The organism is Nonomuraea sp. NPDC049504, assembly GCF_040676845.1.
GTDB classification, from domain to species: domain Bacteria; phylum Actinomycetota; class Actinomycetes; order Streptosporangiales; family Streptosporangiaceae; genus Nonomuraea; species Nonomuraea salmonea.
Window position 1 is genome coordinate 38,952 of sequence record NZ_JBFAPT010000016.1, and the last position, 13,132, is coordinate 52,083.

The window sequence follows — 13,132 nt, forward strand, 5'->3', positions numbered from 1 at the left end:
ATCGGAAAGTGTTCGCCGATGACGTGCCCAGAGAGTGCCGCAAGATCGTAATGTAGAAACGCGCGGCGGCATGGACCACGGGGCGGGGGCGGCGGTAACTTTATCTGCGTCCGAACCACAGTGCAGCGCCCCGCCTTGACCTTTGCCGCTGATCAGCGTAAGTTGCGGCATTCGCAAACGTGAAAAAGCGAAGCGAGGCGCGCCCAGAGCACCGTCGCCGCGTCTTCGCGGTAGGAGGCCGAGCCGATCGATGCCGAGCGTCTACTGCACGCAGTGCGGGCACGCCAACCCCGAGGATGCCCGTTTCTGTTCCCGTTGTGGGTCGCCGCTGACCAGACCCGAGGTCGCCGGGGACACCACCTCGACGATCTCCATAGCGGGAATCGAGGCGTACGAGGCTGAGACCGGTGACATGCTTCTGGCCGAGCGGGCGATCGTCGAGCAGCTCCCGCCCGGCGCGGCGTTGCTCACGGTGACCAGGGGCCCCAATCAGGGGAGCCGTTTCCGGCTGGACAAAGACCTCACCACGACGGGGCGCCATCCCGAGAGCGACATCTTCCTCGACGACATCACGGTCTCGCGCCGCCACGTCGAGTTCTACCGCCACCGCGGCGGCCAGTTCTCCGTGCGCGACGTGGGCAGCCTCAACGGCACCTATGTCAATCGGGAACGCATCGAGGAGGTTCCTTTGCACTCGGGAGACGAGGTGCAGATCGGCAAGTTCCGCCTTCTCTTCCTGATGCGGGGCAACTCCGGCGTATGACTTCTCAGGCGGCACGCTCGCACATGAGCATCGGGGAAGTGCTCGCGCTCCTGCAGGGCGAGTTCCCCGATGTGACGATCTCCAAGATCAGGTTCTTGGAGGGCGAAGGGCTGATCGAGCCCGAGCGCAGCCCGTCCGGCTACCGTAAGTTCACGCACCTGCACGTCGAGCAGCTGCGCTTCATCCTGACCGAGCAGCGCGACCACTACCTGCCGCTGCGCGTGATCAAGGACAAGATGGCCGAGAGCTTCGGCCGCCCGCGCGCGGTGCAGCAGGCGCAGGAGGTCAGGCTCAGCCGGGCCGAGCTGCTCGAGGCGGCGGGCATCGACGACGAGACGCTCACCGAGCTGGAGGACTACGGCCTGCTGGTCCCCGTGGCCAGGCGTTACGACGAAGAGGCGCTCAAGGTGGCCCGCACCGTGGGCGCCCTGGCCAGGTTCGGCCTGCACGCCCGTCATCTGCGGGCGGTCAAGGCGGCGGCCGAGCGCGAGGCGGGGCTGGTCGAGCAGACCGTCGCCCCGATACTCAAACGGCGCCGCCCCGGAGCCATCGGCGAGGCCGACGAGGTGGCCCGCGAACTGTCCACTCTCCTGCTCGACCTGCACGCATCCCTTGTGCGCACGGGGGTGCGGTCGGTCCTGGGTCGTTGATACCGGAGCGAGCTGGGAGGCGAGGGCACATTCCAGGCCCCCTGGGTGTTACGTTGAATTGAACCAGTCAGCAGAAGCGATGTTCGAAGAGCTGTGCCGGGTGACCGGTCAGGAATACGGAGCAGCCCGTGTTGCAGATGGAGGTCGTGGGCGTACGAGTTGAAATGCCCACAAATCAGCCGATCGTCTTGCTCAAGGAGGCACACGGGGAGCGGTTCCTTCCTATATGGATCGGCATGACCGAGGCCACGGCCATCGCCCTGGCCCAGGCGGAGGAGCCGCCGCCGCGGCCGCTCACCCATGATCTCTTCCGGGACGTGCTGAGCGCCCTGGGTGTCGGCTTGCGCGCGGTCAACATCGTCGCCCTGCGCGACGGCATCTTCTTCGCCGACCTGGTCTTCTCCAACGGCGTGGAGGTGAGCGCGCGGCCGTCCGACTCGATCGCGCTCGCCCTGCGCACGGGGGCGCGCATCTTCGCCAGCGAAGAGGTCGTCCAGGAGGCCGGGGTGATCATCCCCGACGACCAGGAGGACGAGGTGGAGAAGTTCAGGGAGTTCCTTGACACGATCACTCCCGAGGACTTCGGCAGGGCGGGGTAGGTATTTCAGTGCATTTACGCTTCACGACGCGCCGAGCCGGATCGTTGACTGAGCATGGTCACGGTCCTACGGTGCAAGTGAAACCCGTGGCCGCCTTTTACGAACCCCCAGATCAGGCCACGGGATGAGAGAAAGCCGGAGGTCCGCGTGGCGGTCAGCAGCGGCGAGGGAAAGACGGCCGGCCAGGAAGATCCGGTGCGGCGCGAGAGCGCGCGGCAGCGTGCCGGGGAGCAGGGCCTGCTCTTCGACGAGCAGCCGACGGCGCTGCCGGACGACATCGGATACCGCGGGCCCACGGCCTGCGCCGCGGCCGGCATCACCTACAGGCAGCTCGACTACTGGGCGCGCACGGGCCTGGTGGAGCCCACGATCAGGGCCGCGCACGGCTCGGGCTCGCAGCGGCTCTACAGCTTCCGCGACATCCTGGTGCTCAAGGTCGTCAAGCGGCTCCTCGACACCGGGGTGTCGCTGCAGCAGATCCGTACGGCAGTCCAGCACCTGCGTGACCGCGGGGTCGCCGACCTCGCCCAGATCACGCTCATGAGCGACGGCGTCAGCGTCTACGAGTGCACCTCGGCGGACGAGGTCATAGATCTTCTCCAGGGCGGGCAGGGCGTGTTCGGCATCGCGCTCGGCCGGGTCTGGCGGGAGGTCGAGGGCTCCCTCGCGGAGCTGCCGGGGGAACGCGCGGCGGTCGAGGACACCGTCCCGGCCGACCACCCCGCTGACGAACTGGCCCGCAGGCGGCGCGCCCGCCGCATCGGCTGACCTGATTCCGTTTCTCACGTTCGCGCCGGGTCGCACGCTGCCCAGGGCAGGGCACGCACCGGCGCGAAGCGGCGACGGAGCGTCACCCGCGGTCCGGCCCTCACCGCCGGACCTGCGGCGAAGTGCGCCCGGAACGGCGGGTGCGGTGCACGGCAATCCCGGCTTACCGTAGTAATCTAGGACAGCAAGGCTGACGACCCCGTGCGGGAGAGTCCCCGGTCCTTCCGGTCCGGGGCGCCGAAGGAGCAACCCTCCCCGGAATCTCTCAGGCAACCGGTACCGCTCGGGCGAGGCAACTCTGGAAAGCAGGCGCGCCCGCCAGGCGTGCCTCACCGACGGTGCAAGCCCTGCGCAGGGGTGAAGCTCTCAGGTCGCGGCACACCACGTGGGGCCGCGCTGACAGAGGGGGAGATCCGGCACTCGCCCGCGCCCCGGCGCCGGTCTCCGTAAGCCTCGGGAGGCACACCCCATGACCGATCTGTCAGCTCCGCCGTTCTCGTCCAGGCATATCGGCCCCTCCGAGCCCGAGCAGCAGCGCATGCTCGAGGCCGTGGGCTTCGAGTCCGTCGCCGACCTCGTGGCCGTCGCCGTGCCCGAGTCGATCAGGGTCAAGGACCGGCTCAGGCTGCCCGCCGCCATCGGCGAGGCCGAGGCCATCGCCGAGCTGCGCGCCCTGGCCGGCCGCAACCAGGTGCTCACCTCCATGATCGGCCTGGGCTACTACGACACCGTCACCCCCGCCGTCATCCGCCGCAACCTGCTGGAGAACCCGGGCTGGTACACCGCCTACACGCCGTACCAGCCGGAGATCTCGCAGGGCCGGCTCGAGGCGCTGCTGAACTTCCAGACCGTCGTCTCCGACCTGACCGGCCTGCCCGTCGCCGGCGCGTCCCTGCTGGACGAGGGCACCGCCGCAGCCGAGGCCATGACGCTGGCCCGGCGGGCCGGCAAGAGCAAGAGCGACGTGTTCGTGGTGGACGCCGACGCGCTGCCGCAGACCAAGGCCGTGCTCGCCACCAGGGCGGAGCCGCTCGGCATCACGCTCGTCGAGCACTCGCTGGACGGCGAGCTGCCCGAGTGCTTCGGCGTCCTCGTGCAGTACCCGGGCGCCTCCGGGCGGCTGCGCGACTTCCGCGCCGTGACCGCCGCCGCGCACGAGGCCGGCGCGCTCGTCGTGGCCGCCGCCGACCTGCTGGCCCTGACGCTGATCACGGCCCCGGGCGAGCTGGGCGCCGACATCGCCGTCGGGTCCTCGCAGCGCTTCGGCGTGCCGTTCGGGTTCGGCGGGCCGCACGCGGCGTACATGTCCGTACGCGAGGGGCTGCAGCGCCAGCTCCCCGGCCGCCTGGTCGGCGTGTCCGTGGACGCCGACGGCGACCCCGCGTACCGGCTGGCCCTGCAGACCCGCGAGCAGCACATCCGCCGCGAGAAGGCCACCAGCAACATCTGCACCGCCCAGGTGCTGCTGGCCGTCATCGCGAGCATGTACGCCGTCTACCACGGCCCCGAGGGCCTGCGCGGCATCGCCCGCCGGGTGCACCGCCACGCCACCGCCCTGGCCGAGAGCCTCAAGGGCGCCGGCGTCGAGGTCGTGCACGGCGAGTTCTTCGACACCGTGCTCGCCCGCGTGCCCGGCAGGGCCGCCGAGGTCGTGGCCGCCGCCGCCGAGCGGGGCGTCAACCTCTGGCAGGTGGACGCCGACCACGTCTCCGTCGCCTGCGACGAGAAGACCGGCGCCGGCGAGCTGGCCGCCGTACGCGCCGCGTTCGGCGTGACCGGCGGCGTGACCGGCGGCACGACCGGCGGCATGGAGCCCGAGCAGGCCCCCGACGCGCTGCCCGGCACGCTGCTGCGCGAGAGCGACTACCTCACCCACCCGGTCTTCCACCAGCACCGCTCCGAGACCGCGATGCTGCGCTACCTGCGCAGGCTCCAGGACAAGGACATCGCGCTCGACCGGTCGATGATCCCGCTCGGCTCCTGCACGATGAAGCTGAACGCGACCACCGAGATGGAGCCCATCACCTGGCCGGAGTTCGCGGCCGTGCACCCCTACGCCCCCGAGGCGCAGTCCGAGGGCTACCGCGAGCTGATCGGCACGCTGGAGAGCTGGCTGGCCGAGGTGACCGGCTACGACGCCGTCTCCATCCAGCCGAACGCCGGCTCCCAGGGCGAGTTCGCCGGGCTGCTGGCCATCCGCGCCTACCACCGCGCCAACGGCGAGGGCGAGCGCGACGTCTGCCTCATCCCGTCCTCCGCCCACGGCACCAACGCCGCCAGCGCCGTCATGGCCGGCATGCGGGTCGTCGTCGTGGCCTGCGACGACGACGGCAACGTGGACCTGACCGACCTCGACGCCAAGATCGGCAAGCACCGCGACGCGCTGGCCGCGATCATGGTGACGTACCCGTCCACGCACGGCGTGTACGAGGAGTCCATCACCGAGGTCTGCGCCAAGGTGCACGAGGCCGGCGGCCAGGTCTACGTCGACGGCGCCAACCTCAACGCCCTCGTCGGCCTGGCCAAGCCGGGCGAGTTCGGGGCCGACGTGTCCCACCTCAACCTGCACAAGACCTTCTGCATCCCGCACGGCGGCGGCGGCCCCGGCGTCGGGCCCGTCGCGGTCCGCGCCCACCTGGCCCCCTACCTGCCCGGCCACCCGCTGCGCGGCGGCACGCCGGTCGGGCCCGTCTCCGCGGCGCCGTACGGGTCGGCCGGCATCCTGCCCATCTCGTACGCGTATGTCAGGATGATGGGCGCCGAGGGGCTCACCGCCGCCACGCAGCAGGCCATCCTGTCGGCCAACTACCTCGCTCGCCGGCTGGCCCCGCACTACCCGGTGCTCTACACCGGCCGCGGCGGCCTGGTCGCGCACGAGTGCATCATCGACCTGCGGCAGATCACCAAGGAGACCGGCGTCACCGTGGACGACGTGGCCAAGCGCCTCATCGACTACGGTTTCCACGCGCCGACCATGTCGTTCCCCGTGGCCGGCACGCTGATGATCGAGCCCACCGAGAGCGAGGACCTCGCCGAGCTCGACCGGTTCGTGGACGCCATGATCGCCATTCGCGGCGAGATCGCCAAGGTGGCCTCGGGCGACTACGACAAGACCGACAACCCGCTGCGCAACGCGCCGCACACGGCCGAGTCGGTCAGCGCCGACGAGTGGCCGCACCCCTACAGCCGCAGCGAGGCCGCCTACCCGGTGCCGTCGCTGCGCGAGGGCAAGTACTGGGTGCCGGTGCGCCGCATCGACCAGGCCTACGGCGACCGCAACCTGGTGTGCTCCTGCCCGCCGCTGGAGGCGTACGAGGACTGAGCGGCTCCTGGCGGGCGGGGCTCCCACCCGCCCGCCATTCGCAGGGCGTCAAGTGAGCAGACATGATCGCTCGAAGTCGTTAGGCTCAGGGCGACCGTCCCCACAAGGAGCTCCGTTGACGTCCTCAGAGCTGGAGACCTCGCCTCTCGACACCGCCCGCCGCCTGGCCGAACGCGGCGACCTCGACGCCGCCGCGGCCATCCTGGGCGAGCTGGCCGGCGACCCCGACGAGCCCGACAGGGCCCAGGCCGCCGTGGGCCTCGCCGTCGTGCTGGAGCAGCGCGGCGACGTCGAGGCCGCCAGGAAGGCCGCCAGGACCGCGCTGGCCACCGGCCACCCCGAATACGCCGCCCAGGCCGCCTGCCATCTCGCCCAGGGGTTCGAGCGCGAGGAGCGCGACGAGCAGGCCAGGGCCGCCTGGCAGGCCGTGCTGGGGGTGGGCACGCCCGCGTACGTGCCGCTCGCCCACCTCGCCCTGGCCCGGCTCGCCGTCCGCGACGGCAACCTGGAGGAGGCCGAGAAGGAGCTGCGCGCGGCCATGGAGGCCGGCATGCAGGCGGGGGACGAGCGGGTCGGTGCGCACGCCGCCCAGCGGCTCGCCGACCTGATGGTCGAGCACGGAGAGCCAGGGGCGGCGGCCGAGGTGCTGCTGGACGCCCTGGAGTTCGCGCCCGAGGACGAGGTGCCGGGGCTGCGGGTGCAGCTCGGCATCGCGCATCTGGAGCTCGCCTGCGCGGAGTTCGCCGAGAGCGTCGAAGGCGGCGCCGACGCCCGGACCGGCGCTCTCGCCATCGAGCTCCTGGCCCGCACCCTGCCGCTACGCGGGCGGGCGGACGACGCCGACCGGGTGTGGACGTACGGGCTGGAACACGAGAACGAGGCCCTCGCCGCCGAAGTCCGCCTCCGCTACCACCGCGACGCCTGATCCCCGCTGAGACCGACTCAGACCCGTGCCGGACGGCCGCGCCCCCGCGTCCGGGCACGGGCGGCTCAGTGGCGAAGGATGCCGGGCGTGCGGCCTGGGTCTGGTCGCGGCGTTCGGTGGCGCTTGAGCAGCGGCCTGGTCACGGGACTCTCAGCGGCGGCGCATGACGGCGGCGGCTGCTGCCACGTTGACGACGACGATCGCGAGCCAGGCGATCACCAGGCCATAGCCGCCCGCGGTCGCCCCTGCGACCCCGGTCAGCGGGATGCCGAGAGCCAGCGAGCCGAGGACGATGGGCACCATCGGCGCGGCCGGGCTGGTCTGCTTCCCCCTGGGAACGGCGTCGTGCCGTTCGAGCTCGGCGTGCACGCGGTGGGCGATGGTGGCGTCGAGGCGCTCGACGAACGCGTCGATGAGGGCGGCCTCGTACTCCGGGCCCAGATCACGACGAGCTTCGAGCGTGGCCTGCAAGTCGTCCCGGAGGGATTTTTCTGGCATGAGATCCATCATGCTCCCATCTCGGCGCGCCGTCATCCGACCTGAGAGCTAGCGCGGGATCCTTCGCAGGTACGGTGCTGCCATGCAGGTGATGACCCCGAGGGGGCCGGCGCTGGCCGAGATCGACGAGGCCGGCGACCCGCGGCTGCTGCTGGTGCTGACCCACGGCTCGGCCGGCACCGTGGACGCGCCCGACCTGCTGGCCGTGCGCGCGGCGGCGCTGGAGGCCGGGGCGACGGTGGTCCGGGTGACGCAGGCGTTCCGGGTGGCGGGGGCGCGGGCGCCCGGCTCGCCCGCCCGGCAGGACGAGGCGTGGGAGGTCGTCCTGGACGAGCTGCGCAAGCGCCTGCCGGACCTGCCGCTCGTGCAGGGCGGGCGGAGCAACGGGGCGCGGGTGGCCTGCCGTACGGCCGAGGCCGTCGGCGCGGCCGCCGTGGTGGCGCTGGCCTTTCCGCTGCACCCGCCGGGCAAGCCCGAACGGTCCCGCGCCGACGAGCTGCGTGCGGCCGGGGTGGACGTGCTGGTGGTGAACGGCGATCGCGACCCGTTCGGTGTGCCCGACGCGGCGGACGCGACCCGGCTGGTGGTGCTGCCGGGGGAGGGGCACGACCTGAAACGGGACCCCGCCCGGGTGGGCGAGATCGTCGCACAATGGATCACCCGATACGCCTAGCCCTCGGGAGCTACGTACGGGCCGCCTGATTCTTCGACAGAGGCGGCGTCCAGGCCGGGAGGTTCGGGCGCTCGTTTCGCTGTTCGTGAGGGCGGGGTGGCGGCCGGGAGGTGTGGTCACTCGGCCGGCCGCTCGTCGCCGCGCCTCAGCGGGTCCGGCCGCGCCTCGGCGGGCCGGTGGCGGTGGTGCCGGGGCGGCGTGTCCCGGCGCCCGACTTTGAGGTCAGGCCGCGCCTACGACAGGGCGGTGCGGAGCGATGGCGGTGCCGCTGGGCAGGAGCTCTCCGGTGTCCTCGAACAGGACGACGCCGTTGCAGAGCAGGCTCCACCCCTGTTCGGGGTGGCTGGCGAGGGTGCGGGCCGCTTCGCGGTCCGGCGCCTCGGCATCCGGACAGGCCGGGTCGTGCGGGCACATCGGCGTGCCTCCGATATCTCGTGGGATGCTCCCGTGATGGAGGGGCGGGAGCCGGCTCGGGTAGTTGTGCTGGCAAGTGTGCGACCTGAGTCACACGTTTCGACATAGTCCGTTAGGACTGTTACAGGAGGGTCCCCGAACCGTGTGACCTTCGACACAGCGTGCCTTATGCAGGATAACCGGCCAAGCGCGCCACGCGCATCACGTTTGCAAACCCTTGAGAAGAGCGTCGAGTCCGCGCTCGAAGTCCACATCGGCTCTTTCGTCCCGCCTGACCCATTCATCGACTTCGGGGTCCGCCCAGCCCGACTGCTGCACCTCGACCGCCACGCTGCCGAAGACGAAGGCCCGCAGCGCGCGCACGGCCTCGGCGGCGTCGGGCAGGCCGGCGTCGGTGAGCTGGTCGATCTGCTCCCTGATCGTGATCATGGTGGCGCCCTTGGGCGGCTTGGTGAGCGCCAGGGCGAGCACGCCGGGGTGGTCGCGCAGCAGCTCCCTGCTCGCCCGGCACCACGCCTTGGCCGTCTCCTGCCAGGTCGGGCCTGGCTCGACGTGGACGGCCGTGACGTGCTCGGCCAGCGCGTCCATCAGCGCCTCTTTGCCCCGGGGCAGGTGGTGGTAGATGGCCATCGCCTCGACCTGCAGCGCGTCGCCCAGCCGGCGCATCGTGAGGCGGCGCAGGCCCTGGCTGTCGGCGATGTGCAGCGCGGCCTCGATGATCCGCTCACGGGAGAGGGGGACCGGAGGTCTCTTGGCGGGCATGGTGATCATCTTACTATGTAAAGGCGCTGGCGCCAGGGCGATTTCCGCACGTGTCGCGGGACGGCGTACCCTTGGCCGTTGAACGAGTACCGACAGTGTGAAAGGGCCGGGTCGATGGCGTTTTTCCGTCCGCGGGTGAGCCGGGAGGCAGAGGTCCGCTACCACGCGGACCAGGAGATAGCCAAGAGCTTCCCCGAGTTGCTCGACAAGGCCAGGGAGGCCGAGCGCACGCTGCGGGAGCTGCGGGCCGCCGACGCCGACGAGGTCGAGCTGCGTGCCGCGGGGCTGGCGTTCGACCGCGCGCTGACCGAGGCGCTGCGTGCCGCCGAGGCGGGGCAGCGGGCCACGTTCGGGGTGAAGGCCTACGACGACCGGATCGCCCGGCGCAAGGCCAGGGCGACGCCCGAGGGCGCCATGTGGACGGCCGAGGTCAACCGGCTGCGCACGCTGCGCGAGGAGAACCGCCTCTGGGGCATCCCGCACGTCCCGTCGCGCGTCCCCGCCGCCCGCTGACTCTCCCGCGGCCCTGACGGCGCTTCGGCGGTCAGGGTCGTGAACGACGAAGAGCCCCGGTGGGGTCACCGGGGCTCTTCGCATGTGTACGCCCGATCGGGCCGGGCGGGTGGTGCTAGCTTGCCCAGTCCAGGAGTGGGCGGGTGTTGCTGGGGTGGCGGAGCTTGGAGAGCGACTCCTTCTCGAGCTGGCGGATTCGCTCCCTCGTCAGTCCCAGGTGCTTGCCGATCTCGTCGAGGGTGTGCGGCTTGCCGTCCACGAGGCCGAAGCGCAGGGCCATGATCTTCGACTCGCGCGGCGAGAGGTTGTCGAGCACGCCGCGCAGTTGGTCGCCCAGCAGCTGGCGGTCGACGATCTCCGAAGCCTCGGGGGAGTCGACGTCCTCGATGAGGTCGCCGATCGTGGTCTCGCCGTCCTCGCCGATCGTCGCGTTGAGGGAGATGGGCTGCCGGCTGGTGCGCAGCAGTTCCTCGATCTGGTCGGGCGTCTTGTCGAGCTCGACGGCCAGCTCCTCGGGCGTGGGCTCGCGGCCCAGCCGCTGGTGCATGTCACGCTCGACCCGCGACAGCTTGGACAGCATCTCCAGCACGTGTACGGGCAGCCGGATCGTCCTGGCGGAGTCGGCGAAGCCGCGCTGGATGGCCTGCCTGATCCACCACATCGCGTACGTGGAGAACTTGAAGCCCTTGGTGTAGTCGAACTTCTCCACGGCCCTGATGAGGCCCAGGTTGCCCTCCTGGACGACGTCCAGCAGGGACATGCCGCGGTCGGTGTACTTCTTGGCCACCGACACCACGAGGCGCAGGTTGGCCTCCAGCATGTGGTCCTTGGCCTGCTTGCCGTCCTCGACGACGAGGTGGAGGTCCTCGCACATGGATTCGGGCAGGTCGGGCTGGGTCTCCAGCTTGTACTCGGCGTAGAGGCCGGCCTCGATGCGCCGGGCCAGCTCGACCTCCTGGGCGGCGGTGAGCAGGGTGCGGCGGCCGATGGACTTGAGGTAGGTGTGCACCGAGTCGCCCATGACGGACGCGGTGTCGTCCAGGTCGAGCGGCTCGTTGTCGACGTCGGGGTCCTCACCGTTGACGGCGAGGTCCTCGGGGACGTCCTCCACGTGCTCAGGCTTCGTTTCGGAGCCCGTCTGCGTCTTCGCGGAGGTTTTTGCCTCGCCGGCCTTGCGGCCGGTAGTCTTTGCCCGCGAGGTGCTCTTCCTGGTGGTGGCCTTCTTGGGCGTGGGGGCGGTGGTGCTGAGCGACGGCTCGTTCTCGGCGGCCAGGCTCACGCCGGCCTCTGACAGTTCGCGCAGGATCGTGCGGCCTTCAGAGGGGCTGATACCGGCCTCCGCGAAAGCGTCACGCAGCTCCGCCAGAGAGAGGTGACCCTGGTTTCGCCCTCGTTCAATCAGCTGGTCGAGAGTTACGGGTGGGGTCGCCACGGCGGTTCTGGGCATGAGGACACCTCCTCCGTACGGAGTGGAAGCGATCAGGCAGGTTGTGGTGGGGCGGGTTCGCGTCCGCACGGCGCACCAGTATCAATAACGCCAATCGCCGTCATTTGTTCCCGTGCGCATCGATGCGGGGTGAAAAGGGGCGGATCGCCCACATAGGCAACCGCCCCGCCCCTGGTCTTATTCCGGCAGGCCGGCGATCTCTCCCGACTCGACCTCGCCGGAACGACGCCCGCCCGGGGCCGCGTCACTGGTCTCCAGCCTGCCCACCTCGGGCATCGGCATCGGCTGGGCGTCCTCCATCCGCTGGTCGCTCCAGTATCTGAGCACCTCGCGGGGGTCGGGGTTGACCTCTGTGGAGACCACGACGCCGTCGGTGGTCTCGGGACGCGGCTGCTCGCCGGTCTTCTCGATCTGGGCTCGGGTCTCCCTCGCGACCTGGTCGAGCTTGCCCGCCGAAGCGGCCGCCGCGACAGAGGCACCTCCGACGACGATGACGCCGACGACGGCCGCGGATGCCCACATCTTGCGGGTGTGGTCCATGAAGGCTCCCTCCTTCTCCCCACTATGACGCAGCCGCAACTCGTCAGGTTCCTGCCCTCAGGCGTACCAGATCGGTCTTTCCGTTCGGCAGCAGGGGCAGCCGGGACATCAGCCGCAGGTCGCGCGGGGCAGCGTGAGGAGGCAGCCTATCGCGGCAGAATGCCCGCAATTGCGAAAGTGTGGGAGGCGCGCCGGGGTCGGCGGGGACGATGACGGCGGTGACCAGCTCGCCCCACTCTGGGTCGGGTACGCCGATCACGGCCGCGTCGGCCACCTCCGGGTGGGCGGCCAGGACGGCGGTCACCGCGGCGGCCACCACCTTCTCGCCCCCGGTGTTGATGACGTCGTCGGCACGGCCCAGCACGCGCAGCCGCCCGCCGTCCAGCTCGCCGAGGTCGGAGGTGACGAACCAGCCGCCGTCGAGCGGGGCGGGCGGCCGGTCGAAGCGGTAGCCGGAGAACAGCACCGGGCCCGCGATCCTGATCAGGCCGTCCTCGCCGATCTTGAGGTCGACGCCGTCGAGCGGCCGTCCGTCGTAGACGCAGCCGCCTGAGGTCTCGCTGCTCCCGTACGTCGTCACCACCCGCGCGCCCAGCTCACGGGCCCGGTCGAGCAGGCCGGGACGGGGTGCGGCGCCGCCGAGCACGATCGACCTGAACGCCGACAGGTCGGCCCCCATCTCGACCAGCCGGTGGAGCTGGGTGGGGACCATGGAGACGTGGTCGGCGCCGGAGCCCAGCACCGCGTGGGGGTCGAACGAGGGGTGGATCACCGGCTCGCTGCCGGAGAGCAGGGCGCGTACCAGGACTTGGAGGCCCGAGACGTGGGCGACGGGCAGGCAGCACAGCCAGCGCTCGCCCTTGACCGCCCCGACGCGGCGGAGCGAGGCCGTCGCCGAGGCGCGCAGGGCGGCGGCCGAGAGCAGCACGCCCTTGGGGGCGCCCGTGCTGCCGCTGGTGGAGATCACGACCGCCACGTCGTCCGGCACGCCGGCGCCGTCGTCGCGGGGGACGCCGCCGACGTGGGTGGGCCGCAGCGCCTCGATGGCGGGCCCCTCGTGGCCGGGGACGAGCGGGAGCACGGCGGGCCCGTCGCCCGCCAGCGCGTCGCGGATCGCCGCGAAGAGAGCAGGTCCCGGAGGCTGCACGATGGCATGCAGCGGACGGTCCGGATGCGACGGGTTCCTCCACATGCTCGTAAGGTTAATGGCGACAGGTCGGACAGCGGGTGCAGGGAGGGTCGTGACGCGTTCCCCCGT

14 protein-coding genes and 1 riboswitch are annotated in these 13,132 nt (G+C 71.1%); of the genes, 8 read left to right on the plus strand and 6 right to left on the minus strand.

Features of this window, described 5'->3' with window-relative positions:
• Positions 1–250 precede the first annotated feature (250 nt).
• The 6 genes from AB0K28_RS28440 to AB0K28_RS28465 all read left to right on the plus strand — a co-directional run bounded on the left by AB0K28_RS28440 (position 251) and on the right by AB0K28_RS28465 (position 7,027).
• Positions 251–763 carry an FHA domain-containing protein gene (locus tag AB0K28_RS28440; RefSeq protein WP_345403567.1) on the plus strand — a complete coding sequence of 171 codons (513 nt, stop codon included), beginning with the start codon at positions 251–253 and terminating at the stop codon, positions 761–763.
• Positions 764–786: 23 nt separating this feature from the next.
• Positions 787–1,413: a MerR family transcriptional regulator gene (locus tag AB0K28_RS28445; protein WP_364375936.1), complete on the plus strand. Its 627-nt coding sequence runs from the start codon at positions 787–789 to the stop codon at positions 1,411–1,413.
• Positions 1,414–1,541: 128 nt separating this feature from the next.
• Positions 1,542–2,012, plus strand: a complete 471-nt coding sequence (locus tag AB0K28_RS28450) for a bifunctional nuclease family protein (protein ID WP_090771501.1) — start codon at positions 1,542–1,544, stop codon at positions 2,010–2,012.
• Positions 2,013–2,159: 147 nt separating this feature from the next.
• On the plus strand, positions 2,160–2,780 hold the full coding sequence (locus AB0K28_RS28455; RefSeq protein WP_345403573.1) for a MerR family transcriptional regulator: 621 nt from the start codon (positions 2,160–2,162) through the stop codon (positions 2,778–2,780).
• Between the two features lie 194 nt (positions 2,781–2,974).
• A riboswitch (glycine riboswitch) is annotated at positions 2,975–3,072 on the plus strand.
• 177 nt (positions 3,073–3,249) lie between these two features.
• Positions 3,250–6,102 (plus strand): aminomethyl-transferring glycine dehydrogenase, encoded by a 2,853-nt coding sequence (gene gcvP, locus AB0K28_RS28460; protein WP_364375939.1) that lies wholly within the window; start codon positions 3,250–3,252, stop codon positions 6,100–6,102.
• Between the two features lie 115 nt (positions 6,103–6,217).
• Entirely contained in the window at positions 6,218–7,027 is an 810-nt protein-coding gene (locus AB0K28_RS28465) for a tetratricopeptide repeat protein (protein ID WP_364375942.1), read from the plus strand.
• Between the two features lie 150 nt (positions 7,028–7,177).
• On the opposite strand, the gene AB0K28_RS28470 is transcribed toward AB0K28_RS28465, so the two are convergent.
• On the minus strand, positions 7,178–7,525 hold the full coding sequence (locus AB0K28_RS28470) for a hypothetical protein (protein ID WP_364375945.1): 348 nt from the start codon (positions 7,523–7,525) through the stop codon (positions 7,178–7,180).
• 82 nt (positions 7,526–7,607) lie between these two features.
• Here AB0K28_RS28470 and AB0K28_RS28475 point away from each other — a divergent pair, with 82 nt between their 5' ends.
• Positions 7,608–8,198, plus strand: a complete 591-nt coding sequence (locus AB0K28_RS28475) for an alpha/beta family hydrolase (protein ID WP_364375948.1) — start codon at positions 7,608–7,610, stop codon at positions 8,196–8,198.
• Between the two features lie 222 nt (positions 8,199–8,420).
• Here AB0K28_RS28475 and AB0K28_RS28480 read toward each other — a convergent pair whose 3' ends face one another.
• Positions 8,421–8,612, minus strand: coding sequence for a DUF5999 family protein (locus AB0K28_RS28480; RefSeq protein ID WP_043616949.1), 192 nt, complete (start codon positions 8,610–8,612; stop codon positions 8,421–8,423).
• A gap of 201 nt (positions 8,613–8,813) precedes the next feature.
• Positions 8,814–9,374 (minus strand): TetR/AcrR family transcriptional regulator C-terminal domain-containing protein, encoded by a 561-nt coding sequence (locus tag AB0K28_RS28485; protein WP_355422528.1) that lies wholly within the window; start codon positions 9,372–9,374, stop codon positions 8,814–8,816.
• 135 nt (positions 9,375–9,509) lie between these two features.
• Here AB0K28_RS28485 and AB0K28_RS28490 point away from each other — a divergent pair, with 135 nt between their 5' ends.
• The gene (locus AB0K28_RS28490; protein WP_345403587.1) at positions 9,510–9,887 is read left to right on the plus strand and encodes a hypothetical protein; all 378 of its coding nucleotides are present in this window, start codon (positions 9,510–9,512) and stop codon (positions 9,885–9,887) included.
• A gap of 115 nt (positions 9,888–10,002) precedes the next feature.
• Here AB0K28_RS28490 and AB0K28_RS28495 read toward each other — a convergent pair whose 3' ends face one another.
• From AB0K28_RS28495 to AB0K28_RS28505, 3 genes are all read right to left on the minus strand, one after another.
• The gene (locus tag AB0K28_RS28495) at positions 10,003–11,334 is read right to left on the minus strand and encodes an RNA polymerase sigma factor (RefSeq protein WP_364375953.1); all 1,332 of its coding nucleotides are present in this window, start codon (positions 11,332–11,334) and stop codon (positions 10,003–10,005) included.
• A 177-nt stretch (positions 11,335–11,511) separates the two neighbouring features.
• Entirely contained in the window at positions 11,512–11,874 is a 363-nt protein-coding gene (locus AB0K28_RS28500) for a hypothetical protein (protein WP_364375956.1), read from the minus strand.
• Positions 11,875–11,917: 43 nt separating this feature from the next.
• Positions 11,918–13,066 carry an AMP-binding protein gene (locus AB0K28_RS28505; protein WP_364375959.1) on the minus strand — a complete coding sequence of 383 codons (1,149 nt, stop codon included), beginning with the start codon at positions 13,064–13,066 and terminating at the stop codon, positions 11,918–11,920.
• Between the last annotated feature and the right edge of the window lie 66 nt (positions 13,067–13,132).

Bases quoted from the DNA above. Each gene is read 5' to 3' on its own strand.
- AB0K28_RS28440 (WP_345403567.1), top strand. From the start codon at position 251: ATGCCGAGCGTCTACTGCACGCAGTGCGGGCACGCCAACCCCGAGGAT.
- AB0K28_RS28445 (WP_364375936.1), top strand. From the start codon at position 787: ATGAGCATCGGGGAAGTGCTCGCGCTCCTGCAGGGCGAGTTCCCCGAT.
- gcvP (WP_364375939.1), top strand. From the start codon at position 3,250: ATGACCGATCTGTCAGCTCCGCCGTTCTCGTCCAGGCATATCGGCCCC.
- AB0K28_RS28470 (WP_364375945.1), bottom strand. From the start codon at position 7,525: ATGCCAGAAAAATCCCTCCGGGACGACTTGCAGGCCACGCTCGAAGCT.
- AB0K28_RS28475 (WP_364375948.1), top strand. From the start codon at position 7,608: ATGCAGGTGATGACCCCGAGGGGGCCGGCGCTGGCCGAGATCGACGAG.
- AB0K28_RS28480 (WP_043616949.1), bottom strand. From the start codon at position 8,612: ATGTGCCCGCACGACCCGGCCTGTCCGGATGCCGAGGCGCCGGACCGC.
- AB0K28_RS28485 (WP_355422528.1), bottom strand. From the start codon at position 9,374: ATGCCCGCCAAGAGACCTCCGGTCCCCCTCTCCCGTGAGCGGATCATC.
- AB0K28_RS28495 (WP_364375953.1), bottom strand. From the start codon at position 11,334: ATGCCCAGAACCGCCGTGGCGACCCCACCCGTAACTCTCGACCAGCTG.
- AB0K28_RS28500 (WP_364375956.1), bottom strand. From the start codon at position 11,874: ATGGACCACACCCGCAAGATGTGGGCATCCGCGGCCGTCGTCGGCGTC.
- AB0K28_RS28505 (WP_364375959.1), bottom strand. From the start codon at position 13,066: ATGTGGAGGAACCCGTCGCATCCGGACCGTCCGCTGCATGCCATCGTG.